The sequence below is a fragment of the Paenibacillus sp. FW126-R14 genome, assembly GCF_058789495.1.
The window spans coordinates 80252-95277 of record NZ_JBYTBS010000017.1 but is presented as its reverse complement, the minus strand read 5'-3'; the positions used below and the strand labels follow the sequence as shown (position 1 = coordinate 95277).

The following is a 15026-nucleotide window of genomic DNA, read 5'->3' as shown; positions in this document are numbered from 1 at the left end:
AGCAAAAGTATTGCGAAAGGTGTTGACGAATTAGGATGAATCCAATCGGTATCATGGTGGACAGTCTCCGTCTGGGCGTGCGTGACGGTTTGAAGAAAGCGAAGGAGCTTGGAGCGAACGGCGTGCAAATTTACGCCGTATCCGGCGAGATGGACCCGGCGAATTTAACGGCTGGAGCACGCATGGAGCTGAAAGACTACATTGCTTCACTCGGTCTTGAGATTTCCGCTCTGTGCGGAGACTTGGGCGGTCATGGCTTCCAGGATGCCTCTGCGAATGCAGCGAAGATTGAGAAATCGAAGCGTATTCTCGACCTTGCGGTTGATCTGGGCACGAAGGTTGTCACAACTCATATCGGTGTCGTACCTGAGCAAACAAACGATCCGATTTACGAAACGATGCACCGCGCTTGTGAAGAATTAGGCGTTTATGCCAAAAGTTTAGATGCCTACTTTGCCATCGAAACCGGTCCGGAAACAGCCGCTCATCTGAAGGGCTTTCTGGATTCCCTCTCTACCAACGGGGTTTCGGTAAACTTTGATCCGGCCAATATGGTCATGGTTACAGGCGATGATCCGGTTCAAGGCGTTATTACGTTGAAGGACTATATTGTTCATACGCATGTGAAAGACGGAGTTCGTCTGCGACAAGCCGATCCGCGCGAAATTTATGGCTCGCTGGGGTATAAGCCGATGAGTCATGAGCAGATCGCCGAGGCCGCGACGTCCGGTCCTTATTATCGCGAGCTGGCGCTTGGAGAAGGCCATGTTGATTTTGCGCGTTACTTCCAAGCGCTGCGGGACATCGGATATAAAGGCTATCTGACGATTGAGCGCGAAGTCGGGGAGCAGCCTGAGAAAGATATTGCCAGCGCCATTGCATTTATACAAAAATATCAGTAATGATAAATGGGGCGGAGGATATACTAATATCCTCGGTCCTTTTTTTTACTAAAATCCCTGAATGTTGTTGCCTGTATGATTCCACAAATTGGATGGATTTTTGAGCCGTTGGGACGGTCAGAAATGATAAGCCCACTTCGAAGTGTATACGGTGTCAGGTCCGAACAACATACTGCAGCATATAGGGGTCGTACATCTTGCAAAGACTAAAAGCACTTCGGGGAATATTGGAAAAAATGTTGTGGTTCGCACCTGCACTTATTTTAGGCATAGGCACTCTTCCTAACGTTGCGGACAGTTTATGGTGGGATGTGTTAGGTGTGCTATTATTTCTAACCGTCTTGATCATTTGCGGTATAGGCTTTGCGCAGAAGGAAGATATAATAGAGTAGGCTGAGAACCGTTATACGCTGCATAAGCGTTTGGCGGTTTTTTGATGTTGTTTAAGAAAAATTAATCTATTCCTAATAATAAATTAATCATTTTGCTCTATCATGGAACTAAGGGAGTTGATAGATTTGACATCTTCTTACTTCGATCAATGGTTGGATGAGTATAATGATTATATGAGGCTGTACGAGATTTTTGGTGATAGGGAATACTTGGATGAAGCTTTAGAAATACGCAATAGTTTGCAAGTGATTGTAGCTAGAGCCGAACAACATAAATTAATCGTTTCGAAAGTCATGAGCAATCAGATGCATGCATTTGGAAAAGCAGGATAGAAACGTTATCAAATAAAGAGGCTGCCCCGTCATTTCTATGACTTATGGGGCGGCCTCTGTTCATATCCTTAACTATTCAGAATCGGCTTCCGATTGTGCAGCAGGTTCGGCGGACACGTCCAACTTCTGCACGCCGAGAACCGTAACAAGCACGATCTCAGGATCGGAAAGTACCTCAATGTGCTTAGGAACCTTGAGATCGGCAACGGTGAGATGCTCGCCTATGTTCAGCTGGCTTATATTCAGCGGAAGAGATTCGGGCAGCTTGTTCGGCATGCAGCGGATCATGACTTCGTGCGTTTCTATTTGGAGGATGCCGCCTTCCTTCGTGCCTTTAGCCTCACCTGCCAAGTGGACGGCGATCGACGTTTCTAGCTTTTCTTTCATATTAATTTGCAAGAAATCAACGTGCAGCAATTGGCCCGTCAGCGAATCTTTTTGAACGTGATGGACGATGACGGATTCTTTGGTTTTGGAAGGCAAGGCAACTTTCAGAATAGCATGCGGATTGCGCTTCAGCGATGCGCGGATTTCTTTTTCCGGGACGGTGACATGCTCGGAATCCATACGAGAGCTGTAGACGACAGCGGGAATATGGCCTTGTTCTCGCATTTTTTTCACAGGACCCCTTCGTTCAGATAGTAAAATCGTTGTGCTCATGTTCTGCACCTCCGTAGCGTTGTAAAAAGCGGCGTTCAGCCCTACACTCATTTACCCGCCTGTACAAGCTTTTAAACAGGAAATAAATAGGGATTTTTTTTCGTTTTGGGCTTCTTTATCTTGCCATTTGAGAGTAAAATAGAGGACAAGAGGAGGATTGATAAAGGATGAGTACACTGAAAAGTTTCACTGATTCCGATCAACAGATTTCGTTGGAATTGAGAGATGATCATCTGACTGTGCTGCGTTTGTACGGTGAAACGTCCATTTACCCTTTCAAAAATATTACTCTTGCCTCCGAGCCGATCCCAGAATATCCACAGAACCGAGTGGCGCTTACCGTGATTGATTTCAACACAGGTGTAACCGATTTCAAATTTTCGTCTAGTAAAAATGATTTTGAGATTTTCGTCCGAAAGCTCATTGAGGTTCATAGTGAGTTTGTACCCAATCATTAAATCCTGAATAAAAGAAGCATACGTGAGGATAGACGAGGCGACTCGTTCTATCCTTTTTCTATATGATTGTTATTATATTGATTTCTGAATACTTCAGGCGTTAATCCGACGGTTTTTCGAAAGGTTGAGATAAAATGCGAAGCATCAAGAAAGCCGGTTGCTTCCGCAATCTGCTTGATGGTCCGGCTCTGCTGCGTAATCAGGAGCTCCTTGGATTTCTGAAGCCGCAGCTGCAGCAGGTATTGATACGGAGAGAGACCAAAAGCTTTGCGGAACAGCGTATTGACGTGCTGCGGGCTGACACCCAGCTCCTCCGACATCCACGTAAGGCCGACCTCGGCGGAAGCGAAGTTCATCTCCAACTGAAACAATAGCGGCAGCAACCGCTGGTGGCTTTGGGAGAAGGAGGCGCTTTTGTTGATGTTTCCGTGATTTTTCAGCAGCGTAAGGAATTGATAAACTTCAAGCGAACCGTTCATTCCGGTGAAATCATAGCTGTATCGGTATTTTTCGTAAAAATAGTTGTGAATGCCGGCAAGCGGAGTATCCGACCCCCAGCTGATCTGTGTGGATAACGGAATCTCCAAGGCATAGACGATGGAGGCGGCGAGTGCGCCGTCAAAGGTTACATACCAGGTTGACCATTTGGGCGAAAGAACTTTGTATTCATGCGGAACGCCCGCGGCAAGCAGCATGCCTTGATTTTCGCCAAGTTTGACCGATGAGTTATCGAGGATAATTTCCCCGGCTCCTTCGACCGTTTGCAGCCAGTGAAAGCAGGGATAGCCTTCTTCCCGCTTGTAATACAGCTGCTGATTCTCGTACCCGACCGTTTCCAGGATTAGCGGCAGCTTCCGGTCCGTTTCCGTAATGACGAAAAATTTTCTGTAGTCTTGAGTCATCTTTAGGACAGCCATCTCTTTCATTTTTTAATATGCCATGCGTAGTATCTTATATTTTAAAAGAAATTATTGTCCTGTACAATAAATACATCGTTGATGAAAATAATACAACCCACAAGAAGCGAGGTTTTAACCGATGGCTGACAAGTTCGTCTATACACCGCCCGCAAACGGCTTTCCGGAATGGAATAATAATCCACAGATTTTTCAATTGAACCGGCTGGAAGCGCATGCAACATTGATGCCTTACCATACGGAAGCTGAAGCGCTTGCCGGTGTGCGTGAAGCATCCGCTTCGTACCAATCGCTGAATGGCGTTTGGAAGTTCCATTTTGCAGAGAATGCACAGGGACGTCCGCAAGATTTTTATACAACTGGCTATGATTGCAGCGGCTGGTCCGACATTGCGGTGCCATCCCATTGGCAGCTCCAGGGCTTCGACTTCCCGCAATATACGAATTTGATTTATCCTTGGGTAGGACATGAGGATCTGAAACCTCCTTTTGCTCCTGTCAAATATAATCCTGTCGGTTCGTACTCCCGCAGCTTCACGGTTCCGGTGTCATGGGCCGAGCAGCCTGTCTATTTGAGCTTTCAGGGCGTTGAGTCCGCCTTTTATGTTTGGGTGAACGGTGAATTGGTTGGCTTCAGCCAAGATTCTTTCACACCTGCGGAATTTGATATTACGCCCTATTTGGTGGAAGGCGAGAACAAGCTCGCGGTTGAAGTATACCGCTGGAGCGATGCAAGCTGGCTGGAGGATCAGGATTTCTGGCGGTTAAGCGGTATTTTCCGCGACGTCTATCTCTATACCACGCCTCTCACCCATATTGCGGATTTCAAAGTGCTGACAGATCTCGACGATGCTTTCGAACATGCGGAGCTGCGCATTCAGGCGAAGGTCTCGAACTATGACGGCCTTGGCACGGGGACGCGCCGGGTAGAAGCTGTTTTATATGATCGTGAGCTCAAACCGTTATGGAACGCGCCCTTGTCTGCGATAGTCGAAGTTGGCGGCACTGAGAGCCAGGAAGTGGAGCTGTCGGTCAAGGTGGAGCGTCCTGAGCTTTGGAGCGCGGAAAAGCCTTATCTTTACACGCTTGTTTTGAGTTTGAGGGACGAGAACGGAACACTGCTGGAAACGGAGAGCTGCAAGGTAGGCTTCCGTAAGTTCGAAATTCACGACGGTTTGATGAAAATCAACGGCGAGCGCATTGTATTTAAAGGCGTTAACCGGCATGAATTTGATACGGATCGCGGCCGTTCTGTCGATAACGCCAGCATGGTTGCGGATATTTTGTTGATGAAACAGTATAATATCAATGCGGTGCGCACCTCTCATTATCCGAATAATTCCCGTTGGTATGAGCTGTGTGATGAGTACGGACTATATGTCATCGATGAAACGAATCTCGAAACGCACGGTTCCTGGAGCTACGGTCAAGAGGAAGAAGGCGACACCGTTCCGGGAAGCAAGCCTGAATGGACGGAAGCCGTTCTGGACCGGGCGAATTCCATGATGCAAAGAGATAAGAATCATCCTTCGATCGTGATTTGGTCGCTGGGGAATGAATCATGGGGCGGAGACAATTTTATTAAAATGCATGACTTTCTCCGCGAGGCCGATCCATCCCGTGTGGTTCATTATGAAGGGATTTTTCACTGCCGCGCCTCGGAGGCTGCCTCCGATATCGAAAGCCAAATGTATTCCAAAATTGAGAAAATCGAAGAATACGCCAAAAATAAACCGAAGAAGCCGTTCATTTTATGCGAATACAGCCATGCGATGGGGAATTCTTGCGGCAATTTGCATAAGTATTGGGAGCTCTTTGATCAGTACCCGATCCTTCAAGGCGGTTTTATTTGGGATTGGATCGATCAATCGATCCGCCAGACAACTCCGGAAGGCGTGAGTTATCAAGCCTATGGCGGGGATTTCGGGGATACGCCGAATGACGGCAATTTCTGCGGCAATGGATTGATTTTCGCAGATCGCACGCCATCGCCGAAAATATATGAAGTAAAGAAATGCTATCAGAATGTGAAAATCACAGCTCTGGATATAGCTAAAGGGCTGGTGTCGGTAACGAATCAGCACTTGTTCACGGATCTGAGCGAGTATAATTGGGTATGGACCATTGCGCGTAACGGTGTCTTAGTTGGCGAAGAGAAGCAAGGACAATTTGCTGTGAAGCCAGGAGAAACAGCGACAATTGAGCTTGCCTTGGAGCCGGCGGAGGCGGTGCTGCCTCAGGACGAGTTCGTGCTGACGATTAGCTTGCAGCTCAAAGACGACACGGCATGGGCTCCCAAAGGGCACGAAATCGCTTGGGAACAGTTCGTACTGCCTGTCCGTAGGGCATGGGCGCATGCCGGGGTGACTGCACAGGCGGAATCGGCTGCGGCGTTAGCGGAGCTTGAAGCTGTGCAAGTGACCTTTACGCCTGATGCAGTAACGCTGAAAGGCAGCCATTTCTCGCTTAGATTCCTTGCGGCGACAGGGGATATCGTCTCTTACGAGTATGAGGGTACCGAGCTGTTCCGGACAGGACCGGCGCCTAATTTCTGGCGCGCGTATACGGATAACGACCGGGGCAACCAGCATCCTATTCGATGCGCGCCGTGGCAAGGAGCGGGCAGCGGCAGAACGCTGCAATCCTTGCAAGCAAAGTCCGCTGTTGACGGGCGCGCGGAAGTGCATGTTGATTATGCGCTTGCCACAGAGCCGGTTTCAACAGTGAAACTGGTGTACGCGGTATCGCCGAATGGGGAAGTGGAACTGCGCATGGAGCTTGTTCCGGGCGCTAATCTGCCAGAAATTCCGGAAGTCGGCGTGATGTTCGAATTGGACCGCTCCTTCGGGCAATTAAGCTGGTACGGACGCGGCCCACATGAGAATCATTGGGATCGTGCGACAGGTGCTAAGCTGGCCTTGCACAGCGGGACCGTGCAGGAACAGTTCGTTCCGTATTTACGCCCGCAGGAATGCGGCAATAAGACGGATGTACGTTGGGCGACAGTAACGAATGACGAGGGCCGCGGTCTTCGCATTACCGGACTTCCTACGGTCGAGTTGAATGCACTGCCGTATTCGCCAGCGGAATTAGAAGCTCATGACCACCCGTATAAGCTGCCTGTCAGCGATAAAGTCGTGCTCCGCGTCAATTACAAGCAAATGGGCGTTGGCGGGGATGACAGCTGGGGAGCAAGAACGCATCCGGAGTTCACGCTGTTTGCTAACCGTACCTATGCGTATTCTTTCTCCTTCAAAGGAATATAGGATTAGTTTTCTTTTGAATAAAGACTGCTCTGTCCGTTAGCCTAACTTCAAAAAGCCGCCCGATACCCTGTATCGAAGCGGCTTTTTTTCATACTTCCCTGTTTCGTGATGGGGTGCTTGGACTGCAGCGGCGAATGCTGTACACCTTACATTGACCTAGCCTGAAGAGGATGTTAAGTTAGGAGTATTGGCTGAAAAATGGCATCATTTCGGGCAACAAGAACATGTTGATTTTAGAAAGGTGGTTTTCTGTGTGGTCATTCATCCGGCACAAACCGTTGTTGGATTTATAGGAACTGGCGTTATGGGCAAAAGTATGGCAGGCCATCTCATGCAGGCAGGCTACCAGGTTCACCTGTTTTCACGGACAAAATCCAAAGCGCAAGAGCTCCTCGATCGAGGTGCTCACTGGTCAGAAACTCCCGGGAGTTTGGCGCAGCAGTGTAATGTTATTCTTACAATGGTTGGTTTCCCAAGCGATGTGGAAGAAATTTATTTGGGCGAAAATGGGATTTTGCAGAACGCCAAGCTGGGCAGCTATGTCATAGACATGACAACGTCCTCCCCGAAGCTTGCCCAGCGGATTGAAGCGGAGGCTCGTTCCCGCGGGATGTATGCGCTCGATGCGCCGGTTTCCGGCGGAGATGTCGGGGCGAAAGAAGCGAGACTGTCGATTATGGTGGGGGGTTCGCGCGAAGCTTTTGATGCTGTGCTGCCATTGTTTCAAAAGCTGGGTACGAACATCGTCTACCAAGGGGAAGCAGGCGCAGGCCAGCATACCAAAATGTGCAATCAAATCGCCATTGCCAGCAATATGATGGGTGTGGTCGAAGCGCTTGTCTATGCGGAAAAATCAGGGCTGGATCCTGCCACTGTGCTGAAAAGCATTGAATCGGGCGCCGCGGGCAGCTGGTCGTTAAGCAACTTGGCACCCCGGATGATTGCCGGGAATTTCGCGCCCGGTTTTTATGTCAAACATTTTATTAAAGATATGAAAATCGCGCTTCAATCCGCTGAAGAAATGAATGCGAAGCTGCCAGGGCTTGCGTTGGCCGAATCTCTCTACGAACAATTGGCTGCGAGCGGTGAGGAAGACAGCGGTACGCATGCGTTATATAAATTGATCAGCAGACTTTAATCAAATGTGACCGGGATCGAGGGGACGTCTGTGAAAATTGTCATTGCGCCCGATTCATTTAAGGGCAGTTTAAGCGCAAAAGAGGCCGCTCTTGCGATCGAGCGAGGCATTCGAAAGGCGGCTCCCGACGCGAAAACCGTGCTCGTGCCGATGGCTGACGGCGGAGAAGGAACGGTCGATAGTCTGATCGGCGCGACGCAGGGGACGACAATCCGAGTGCCTGTTCGCGGCCCTCTGTTAGATGAGGTGACAGCCGAATACGGCGTTCTCGGCGATCAAGAAACGTGCGTCATTGAGATGGCAGCGGCTTCCGGGCTCATTTTGATCCGTGAGGAGCTGAGAAATCCTTGGCTAGCGACGACCTACGGAACGGGGGAGCTCATTCGGCATGCGCTGGATAGCGGGTATCGCAAGTTTATTTTGGCGCTCGGCGGCAGTGCAACCAACGATGGTGGCAGCGGTATGCTCCAAGCGCTCGGGTTAGGGCTTTTGGATGCGGACGGGCAGCCTGTCTCGTATGGGGCGCAAGGTCTTACACAAATTAGCCGCATTGATGCCGCTAATTGGGATGTGCGAATTGCACAATCGTCTTTCACGATTGCGTCTGATGTGGTCAACCCCTTCGTTGGCCCGCAAGGAGCGTCCTATGTGTTCGGGCCGCAGAAGGGGGCGAGTCCCGAGATGGTCGAAGAGCTTGATAAGGCGCTTCGACATTGGGCGGATCTTATGGAGGCTCATACGGGCATCGCCGTTCATAATGTGCCTGGCGCAGGGGCGGCAGGTGGACTGGGAGGCGCGTTTCAAGCATTTTTCCCCTCCAAAATGCGGCGCGGTGTTGAGATTGTGATGGAAACGTGCAAGTTTGATCAGCATCTGCAAGGTGCCTCGCTTGTGTTTACGGGCGAAGGCCGGACAGATGCGCAAACTGCTTCTGGCAAAGCTCCAATGGGCATCGCTCAAGCTGCTCAGAAGAAGGGCGTGCCTGTTGTTGTGCTGAGCGGTGCTATCGGACAAGGCGTGGAAGTCCTCTTCGAGTATGGCATCACGAGCATCCATAGTATCGTGAACGGGCCGATGTCGCTGCAGGAGGCGATGGACAGGACTGCTGGGCTGCTGACGCAAAAAGCGGAGCATGTAATGCGGACTTATTTGGCTTCATTGCGGGCAGGGAAGTAAGAGATTCGGGGATATGGTTGGGGGCTGATATGCAGCCTAAGTTGTAAGGTTTTCTGGCGCTTATGTTGCACTTTGTGCAATCATTTGCGCCTTTTTACGCTACGGATGGAGGCTTGGTTGCATTATGTGCAACCATTTAATCCCTTGTGGCTGTGTATTCGGCGCAATTGAGGAGAATCATTGTATTTTATACAATGTAGGGTTAGTTTAGCCCCGAAAAGAACCCAAATCGTTGTATAAAGTACAACGTACGGGGAGTTACGCCAGAGGTGGCGCAGGCTCGTTGGATGAATTCCAACGAACATGTGATTTTGGGTGCTTAAACTGGCTTCTGTGCGGGCAGGGATTAAATAAGGGGCCCTGGGATATGGTTGGAGGCTGTCACGGAGCTGAAGTTGTAAGGTTTTCTGGCGCGTATGTTGCATTTTATGCAATCATTTGCGCCTCTCTACGCTGTGGATGGAGGCTTCGTTGCACTATGTGCAACCATTTGATCCCTTGTGGCCGTGTTTTCGGCGAAATTGAGGAGAATCATTGTATTTTATACAATGTAGAGTTAGTTTGGCCCCGAAAGGAACCCTAATCGTTGTATAAAGTACAACGTACGGGGAGCTACGCCTGAGGAGACTCAGGCTCGTTGGATGAATTCCAACGAACATGCGATTTTGGATGTTAATATGCCAATCACATTGGACAAAAAATTAAACGAAGTGATGAATTTCGGATGATATTAGAGTTAGCGCAACTCTCGTTGGAATCCATCCAATGAAATGGAGAAAAAGGACGTCTGCAAGGCGATTACATTGGATTTCGTCCACTGAGGGCCAGTAGGCGACTAAATTCTAACGTGTTTGGGTACTGGGAAATGCGGGATGCAGCAGAGAGTTAAGGTGAGTGGAGATTTGTAGGAGAGAGCACAGTGTGGAAAGTAATGTTAAGAAGCAGAAGCAAAAGCAGAAGCAGAAGCAGAAGCAGGAGTAGAAGCAGAGGCAGAAGCAGGAGTAGAAGCAGAGGCAGAGGCAGAAGCAGGAGTAGAAGTAGAAGTAGAAGTAGAAGTAGAAGTAGAGGCAGAAGCAGAAGCAGGAGTAGAAGCATAAGTAGGAGCAGAAGCAGAAGCAGAAGTAGAAGTAGCTGAAGTTGTAAGGTTTTCTGGCGCTGATGTTGCACTATGTGCAATCATTTGCGCCTTTTTACGCTGGGGCTGGAGGCTATGTTGCAGTATGTGCAACCATATGATCCTTGTGGCCGTGTGTTCGGCGTATTTGAAGGAGAATCATTGTATTTTATACAATGAAGAGTTAGTTTGGCCCCGAAAAGAACCCTAATCGTTGTATAAAGTACAACGTACGGGGAGCAACGCCAGAGGAGACGCAGGCTCGTTGGATGAATTCCAACGAACATGCGATTTTGGACGCCTACTGCTAATTACACTGGACAAAAAAATCCAACGAAGTGATGAATTTTGGATAGTATTAGCGCCATTTTAGCCGCTCTCGTTGGAATCCATCCAATGAAACGGAGAAAAAGCACGTCTGCAAGGCGATTACATTGGATTTCGTCCAATGAGGGCCAGTAGGAGACTAACTTCTAACGTGTTTGAGTACTGGGAAATGTTGGATGCAGCAGAGAGTTAAGGTGAGTGGAGATTTGTAGGATAGAGCACAGTGTTGAAAGTAACGTTAAGAAGTAGAAGTAGAAGTAGAAGTAGAAGTAGAAGTAGAAGTAGAAGCTTGAGAAGTCGAGAGTAGAGAACTGATTTTTGCTCAAATAAGGGAATGGAGCTCCCTATTGAATAGCGAGGTACATGTTTGGGATCTTATTCATCATTAGGCAGGCAGGAAGGATTGGATTTTCAAGACGGACAGAGAGGCCCTTATTCGATGGAAGAAGACCCTCACTAACATGCAGCGGACACCAGCGCTGTTATTTGCTCATTTGGGGACTGATTTCGCTACGAAATCGGCAGATACAGCCTCTGATGTCCGTTAGCAGAGAGATACGACGCTTATCGCGAAAATAACAGTTGTTGTGTCCGAAGCGTGATGAGACGTACCATTCCTTCAACCGAATCGGAGTAAGAACATACGATTCTAAGAAAAGGCTGGAGCACTATATCCATCTCCCTCCCCACGCTCTAACGTACGAGTTAAGACAAGAACCTAGCCGCAGGCTAGGTTCTATTTGTGTTTGCATTCTCAGATAGTCCTCTTTACATTCTCAGGTTGTCCTCTTTACATTCTCAGGTTGTCCTCTTTACGTTCTCAGGTTGTCCTGTCTAACAATCAGGGAATATGACTGTTTCTTGAACAAAAATAACGGTTTTTTATTTGGTAAATAAAAAATACACAATGTATCATTTTAGAGGTAGTGAGAAACATGGACGAGTCATGGAGTTACGAAGCAACGGTGAGAGGAGGCTGCAACTGCACAGATAGGATAACATCGAGCTAATATCCGCAGGGGATTTGTAAATCGCTCTTTCAAGAAGTGCGGCATAAAGTGCTTCCAATGTTGTATTTCACAAAAAAATCTTGAGCATCAAATCTAGAAACATATTGTATCGAATTATGTCGAAACAGAAGTTTCATAACCGATAAGGATGGTGACTAAAAGCATGGCGAAAAGAAAATCCAACATCGCAAAGAAAGCGCTTACTATCACAACGGGCTGTATGGTTTTGTTCAGCGGCATGGTCGGAACAGCAGCAGCCAATGAGCAGTTGGGCAATCAGGTGTCAACATCACCCTCAACAGGAGTACAACTGGAGTATTTGGATCGTGGCTTGACGGCCGTTGTGAAAGGCACCGGTGTGTTTCTTAGTTGGCGGCTGCTCGGCAATGAGGTGACAGGGTACTCTGCCACAGGGCTAACAGGGAGAAATTTCAATCTGTATAGAGACGGCGTGAAGATTGCGACGATTGATAGCAGTACGAATTATTTCGACAGCTCAGGCAAATCTTCGTCAAAGTATTACGTTGCTGCGGTTACAAACGGAAAAGAAGTGGATAAAAGCGCATACGTTACGCCGTGGGCCAACGGTTTCTACGACTTACCGTTGAAAAAACCGGCAGACGGCGTAACGCCGGCAGGAGAAGCCTATACGTACAAAGCGAACGACATGAGCGTTGGCGATGTGGACGGAGACGGCCAGTACGAATATTTCGTCAAATGGGACCCTTCCAACTCCAAAGACGTGTCTCAAAAAGGTTATACAGGCAATGTCTACGTAGATTGCTACAAGTTTGACGGGACTCTTTTGTACCGCATCGATCTTGGGGTAAACGTTCGGGCGGGAGCACATTATACGCAATTCATGGTCTATGATTTCGATGGCGACGGGAAAGCGGAAATGATGTTCAAAACAGCGCCGGGCACGAAGATCAGCAATTACGATGCGCAAGGGAATGTCACATCTACGAAGTACATTACGATGCCGGGCGAAGATCTTGCGGCAGGCTACTCGAACACCGACGATTATCGTTTGAGTGCCGCAGGCTACTATAATCACGTGGTCAGCATGTTCATGAATTGGGACAAGCATCCCGAGGTAGTTAACGGCTCGTGGCCTAAAACATTGGAAGAATGCTTCGGCATTCCCAAAAAATATGCGTATCCGCTTTCCGTAGGGGATGCCAAGCTTTTAGCGGATTATTTTATGGACGTATACGCCCCTAGCCGCAGCACGAATAACAAATTACGCGAATTCGAAGGATTTATTGTGGATGGTCCTGAGTATTTGACCGTATTTGAAGGTGCGACAGGCAAGGAGCTGGAGACCATTCACTACAAGCCGGGCCGTGAAGACGACGGACTTATGTGGGGAGATTACGCACTTGCCAGAATTGAACCGGCTAATAGGGTTGACCGTTTCTTGTCAGGCGTATCTTATCTGGACGGCGCTAATCCGTATGCGATTATTGCCAGAGGCTACTATACCAGAAGTACGATCGTATCTTACCGCTGGAACGGCAAGCATTTAGAGGAATATTGGTACGTTGACAGCGGGTGGGTGAAAATGACCAATCCATTCAATGACACACCACACGGCAGACCGGGCTCCAATCCAGCCTACGCCTCGCTCACCACGCAGGGAGCTCACTCTTTGAGCAGCGCTGATGTGGACGGCGACGGCAAACAAGAAATCGTATACGGCTCCTCGACGATTGATCATGATGGCACATTGTTATACAGCTCAGGCGATACGATCTCCACAGGACCGAATGCGGGCACTTATGCGCTTCTCGGCCATGGAGACGCCCTTCATGTCACTGACATTGACCCTGATCGTCCAGGCTTGGAAATTTTCATGGTCCATGAGGGTGCAACAAGCGTGCCTTACGGCTATTCCTTGCGTGACGCGAAAACAGGGGAAACCATCTATGGCGCCTATACTGGAAAAGACACAGGCCGTGGCATGATCGGGGATGTCGATACGACCAAAAGAGGCATAGAAACATGGGCCACTGCACTGCGCATGGCAGACGGCACGACGCTCGGAACATCCATGCCGGGCACAAATATGAGCATCAAATGGGCGGGCAACATGACGACGCAAATTGTGAACGGTGCGGAAGGCTCCACACCGACGATTGATGTGTGGGGAGGAGCGAGAGCGCTGACGGCTACCGGAACAACGACGAATAACTCCACGAAAGGGAATCCGTCGCTGGTTGCGGACATTTTCGGCGATTGGAGAGAGGAATTGCTCGTAAGGAAGACAGACAGTTCGGCTATCCGAATCTATATGAGCACAGAAGAAACGAATCGCAAGCTGTATACATTGATGCATGATCCGCAGTATCGTGCTGAAATTGCCAGACAGAACACGGCGTACAATCAACCGGCGTATACAAGTTTTTATTTTGCCTCTGACACGGATTGGTCCAAGGTTCCGATTCCGAACATGAAGCCATTTGTGGCAGGCGCATCATTAAGCGGTCCTGACGCTGTCGCCCCGGGTCAATCGTTCAACGTTACTTATGGTTTAGAGTATGTACCCTCGGAGGTTTTAGCGGAAGATATCACGATTGATGTGGATACGTCGAAGCTGGATATCGTCAATTCGCCTCCTGTTTCTTTGGACACGGACACTTTCAAAGTGCTCGATTACAAAATAACGCCTGGCAAGATTCGCATTCTTGGCGTTCACTTCGGAGACAAACAAGCGCGTCCGAACGGCCCGTTGTTTAGCATTGCCTTGACCGCCAAAGCCTCCGTGCAATCCGGAGTTGGCACTGCATCTGTCTCAGCGCTGACTGTTGCGAACAGAGAAGGCGCAGAGCAGCGGCTTCAAGGCAGTTCGTACGCCGTACAAATCGGTTCCGGGGACAAAACGCAGCTGAATGCCTTGATCGCAGAAGCGCAGGGTGTGATTAACGCAGCTGTTGAGGGCGGTCATATCGGACAATATCCAGCCGGATCCAAAGCGATCCTGCAGGCGGCTATTGATAAAGCGACTCAAGCAGCCAATGATCCGACTATCGGACAAGAGCTTATTAATCAAGTGATTGCCGAGCTTTCCGCTAAATTGCAGACTTTCCGTAACAGTGTTGTTACAAGCGTTGTCGGCGACTATACAAACGATGGCAAAACAACCATCGGCGACTTGGCGCTTATGGTCAAAGCATACGGCAAATCGCAAGCTGACCCGGATTGGGAAGATTGGAAGAAATATGACCTCAATAACGATAAAATGATCGATATTGTGGATCTCTCTATACTGGCTCGTTTAATTATGGGCGACGACTTGTAAGCTGCAAACGAAAGGTAGATGAATGCGACAATG

General features: G+C 48.9%; 10 protein-coding genes and 1 pseudogene. 8 read left to right on the top strand and 3 right to left on the bottom strand.

Annotated elements, in window-relative coordinates; genetic code table 11:
• The first annotated feature begins 35 nt into the window (after positions 1–35).
• The gene (locus AC3WRW_RS13570; protein WP_492546839.1) at positions 36–902 is read left to right on the top strand and encodes a sugar phosphate isomerase/epimerase family protein; all 867 of its coding nucleotides are present in this window, start codon (positions 36–38) and stop codon (positions 900–902) included.
• 518 nt (positions 903–1420) lie between these two features.
• The gene (locus AC3WRW_RS13565) at positions 1421–1627 is read left to right on the top strand and encodes a YodN-related protein (protein WP_492546838.1); all 207 of its coding nucleotides are present in this window, start codon (positions 1421–1423) and stop codon (positions 1625–1627) included.
• Between the two features lie 72 nt (positions 1628–1699).
• Here the strand turns inward: AC3WRW_RS13565 and AC3WRW_RS13560 are convergent, their stop codons facing one another.
• Positions 1700–2287: a 50S ribosomal protein L25 gene (locus AC3WRW_RS13560; protein ID WP_492546837.1), complete on the bottom strand. Its 588-nt coding sequence runs from the start codon at positions 2285–2287 to the stop codon at positions 1700–1702.
• A 167-nt stretch (positions 2288–2454) separates the two neighbouring features.
• On the opposite strand from AC3WRW_RS13560, the gene AC3WRW_RS13555 reads away from it, so the two are divergent.
• Positions 2455–2745 carry a hypothetical protein gene (locus AC3WRW_RS13555; protein ID WP_171684882.1) on the top strand — a complete coding sequence of 97 codons (291 nt, stop codon included), beginning with the start codon at positions 2455–2457 and terminating at the stop codon, positions 2743–2745.
• A 47-nt stretch (positions 2746–2792) separates the two neighbouring features.
• On the opposite strand, the gene AC3WRW_RS13550 is transcribed toward AC3WRW_RS13555, so the two are convergent.
• On the bottom strand, positions 2793–3647 hold the full coding sequence (locus tag AC3WRW_RS13550; protein ID WP_492546836.1) for an AraC family transcriptional regulator: 855 nt from the start codon (positions 3645–3647) through the stop codon (positions 2793–2795).
• 136 nt (positions 3648–3783) lie between these two features.
• Between AC3WRW_RS13550 and lacZ the strand changes: the two genes are divergently transcribed.
• The 3 genes from lacZ (at position 3784) to AC3WRW_RS13535 (ending at position 9241) form a co-directional block, all read left to right on the top strand.
• On the top strand, positions 3784–6927 hold the full coding sequence (gene lacZ / locus AC3WRW_RS13545) for a beta-galactosidase, LacZ type (protein ID WP_492546835.1): 3144 nt from the start codon (positions 3784–3786) through the stop codon (positions 6925–6927).
• 253 nt (positions 6928–7180) lie between these two features.
• Positions 7181–8065: an NAD(P)-dependent oxidoreductase gene (locus AC3WRW_RS13540; RefSeq protein ID WP_492546834.1), complete on the top strand. Its 885-nt coding sequence runs from the start codon at positions 7181–7183 to the stop codon at positions 8063–8065.
• 30 nt (positions 8066–8095) lie between these two features.
• Positions 8096–9241, top strand: a complete 1146-nt coding sequence (locus AC3WRW_RS13535) for a glycerate kinase (protein ID WP_492546869.1) — start codon at positions 8096–8098, stop codon at positions 9239–9241.
• Between the two features lie 934 nt (positions 9242–10175).
• On the opposite strand, the gene AC3WRW_RS13530 is transcribed toward AC3WRW_RS13535, so the two are convergent.
• Positions 10176–10469: a hypothetical protein gene (locus AC3WRW_RS13530; protein WP_492546833.1), complete on the bottom strand. Its 294-nt coding sequence runs from the start codon at positions 10467–10469 to the stop codon at positions 10176–10178.
• A 1386-nt stretch (positions 10470–11855) separates the two neighbouring features.
• On the opposite strand from AC3WRW_RS13530, the pseudogene AC3WRW_RS13525 reads away from it, so the two are divergent.
• Both AC3WRW_RS13525 and AC3WRW_RS13520 read left to right on the top strand, forming a co-directional pair.
• A pseudogene (locus tag AC3WRW_RS13525) lies at positions 11856–14147 on the top strand (rhamnogalacturonan lyase); the annotation flags it as partial.
• The gene (locus tag AC3WRW_RS13520) at positions 14145–14993 is read left to right on the top strand and encodes a DUF4972 domain-containing protein (protein WP_492546868.1); all 849 of its coding nucleotides are present in this window, start codon (positions 14145–14147) and stop codon (positions 14991–14993) included. The pseudogene AC3WRW_RS13525 and the gene AC3WRW_RS13520, both read left to right, overlap by 3 nt.
• The last annotated feature ends 33 nt before the right edge of the window (positions 14994–15026 follow it).

What these genes read in the sequence shown, in the direction of transcription:
- AC3WRW_RS13520 (WP_492546868.1), top strand. Translation starts at nt 14,145, where the DNA reads ATGAAGCCATTTGTGGCAGGCGCATCATTAAGCGGTCCTGACGCTGTC.
- AC3WRW_RS13570 (WP_492546839.1), top strand. Translation starts at nt 36, where the DNA reads ATGAATCCAATCGGTATCATGGTGGACAGTCTCCGTCTGGGCGTGCGT.
- lacZ (WP_492546835.1), top strand. Translation starts at nt 3,784, where the DNA reads ATGGCTGACAAGTTCGTCTATACACCGCCCGCAAACGGCTTTCCGGAA.
- AC3WRW_RS13555 (WP_171684882.1), top strand. Translation starts at nt 2,455, where the DNA reads ATGAGTACACTGAAAAGTTTCACTGATTCCGATCAACAGATTTCGTTG.
- AC3WRW_RS13550 (WP_492546836.1), bottom strand. Translation starts at nt 3,647, where the DNA reads ATGACTCAAGACTACAGAAAATTTTTCGTCATTACGGAAACGGACCGG.
- AC3WRW_RS13560 (WP_492546837.1), bottom strand. Translation starts at nt 2,287, where the DNA reads ATGAGCACAACGATTTTACTATCTGAACGAAGGGGTCCTGTGAAAAAA.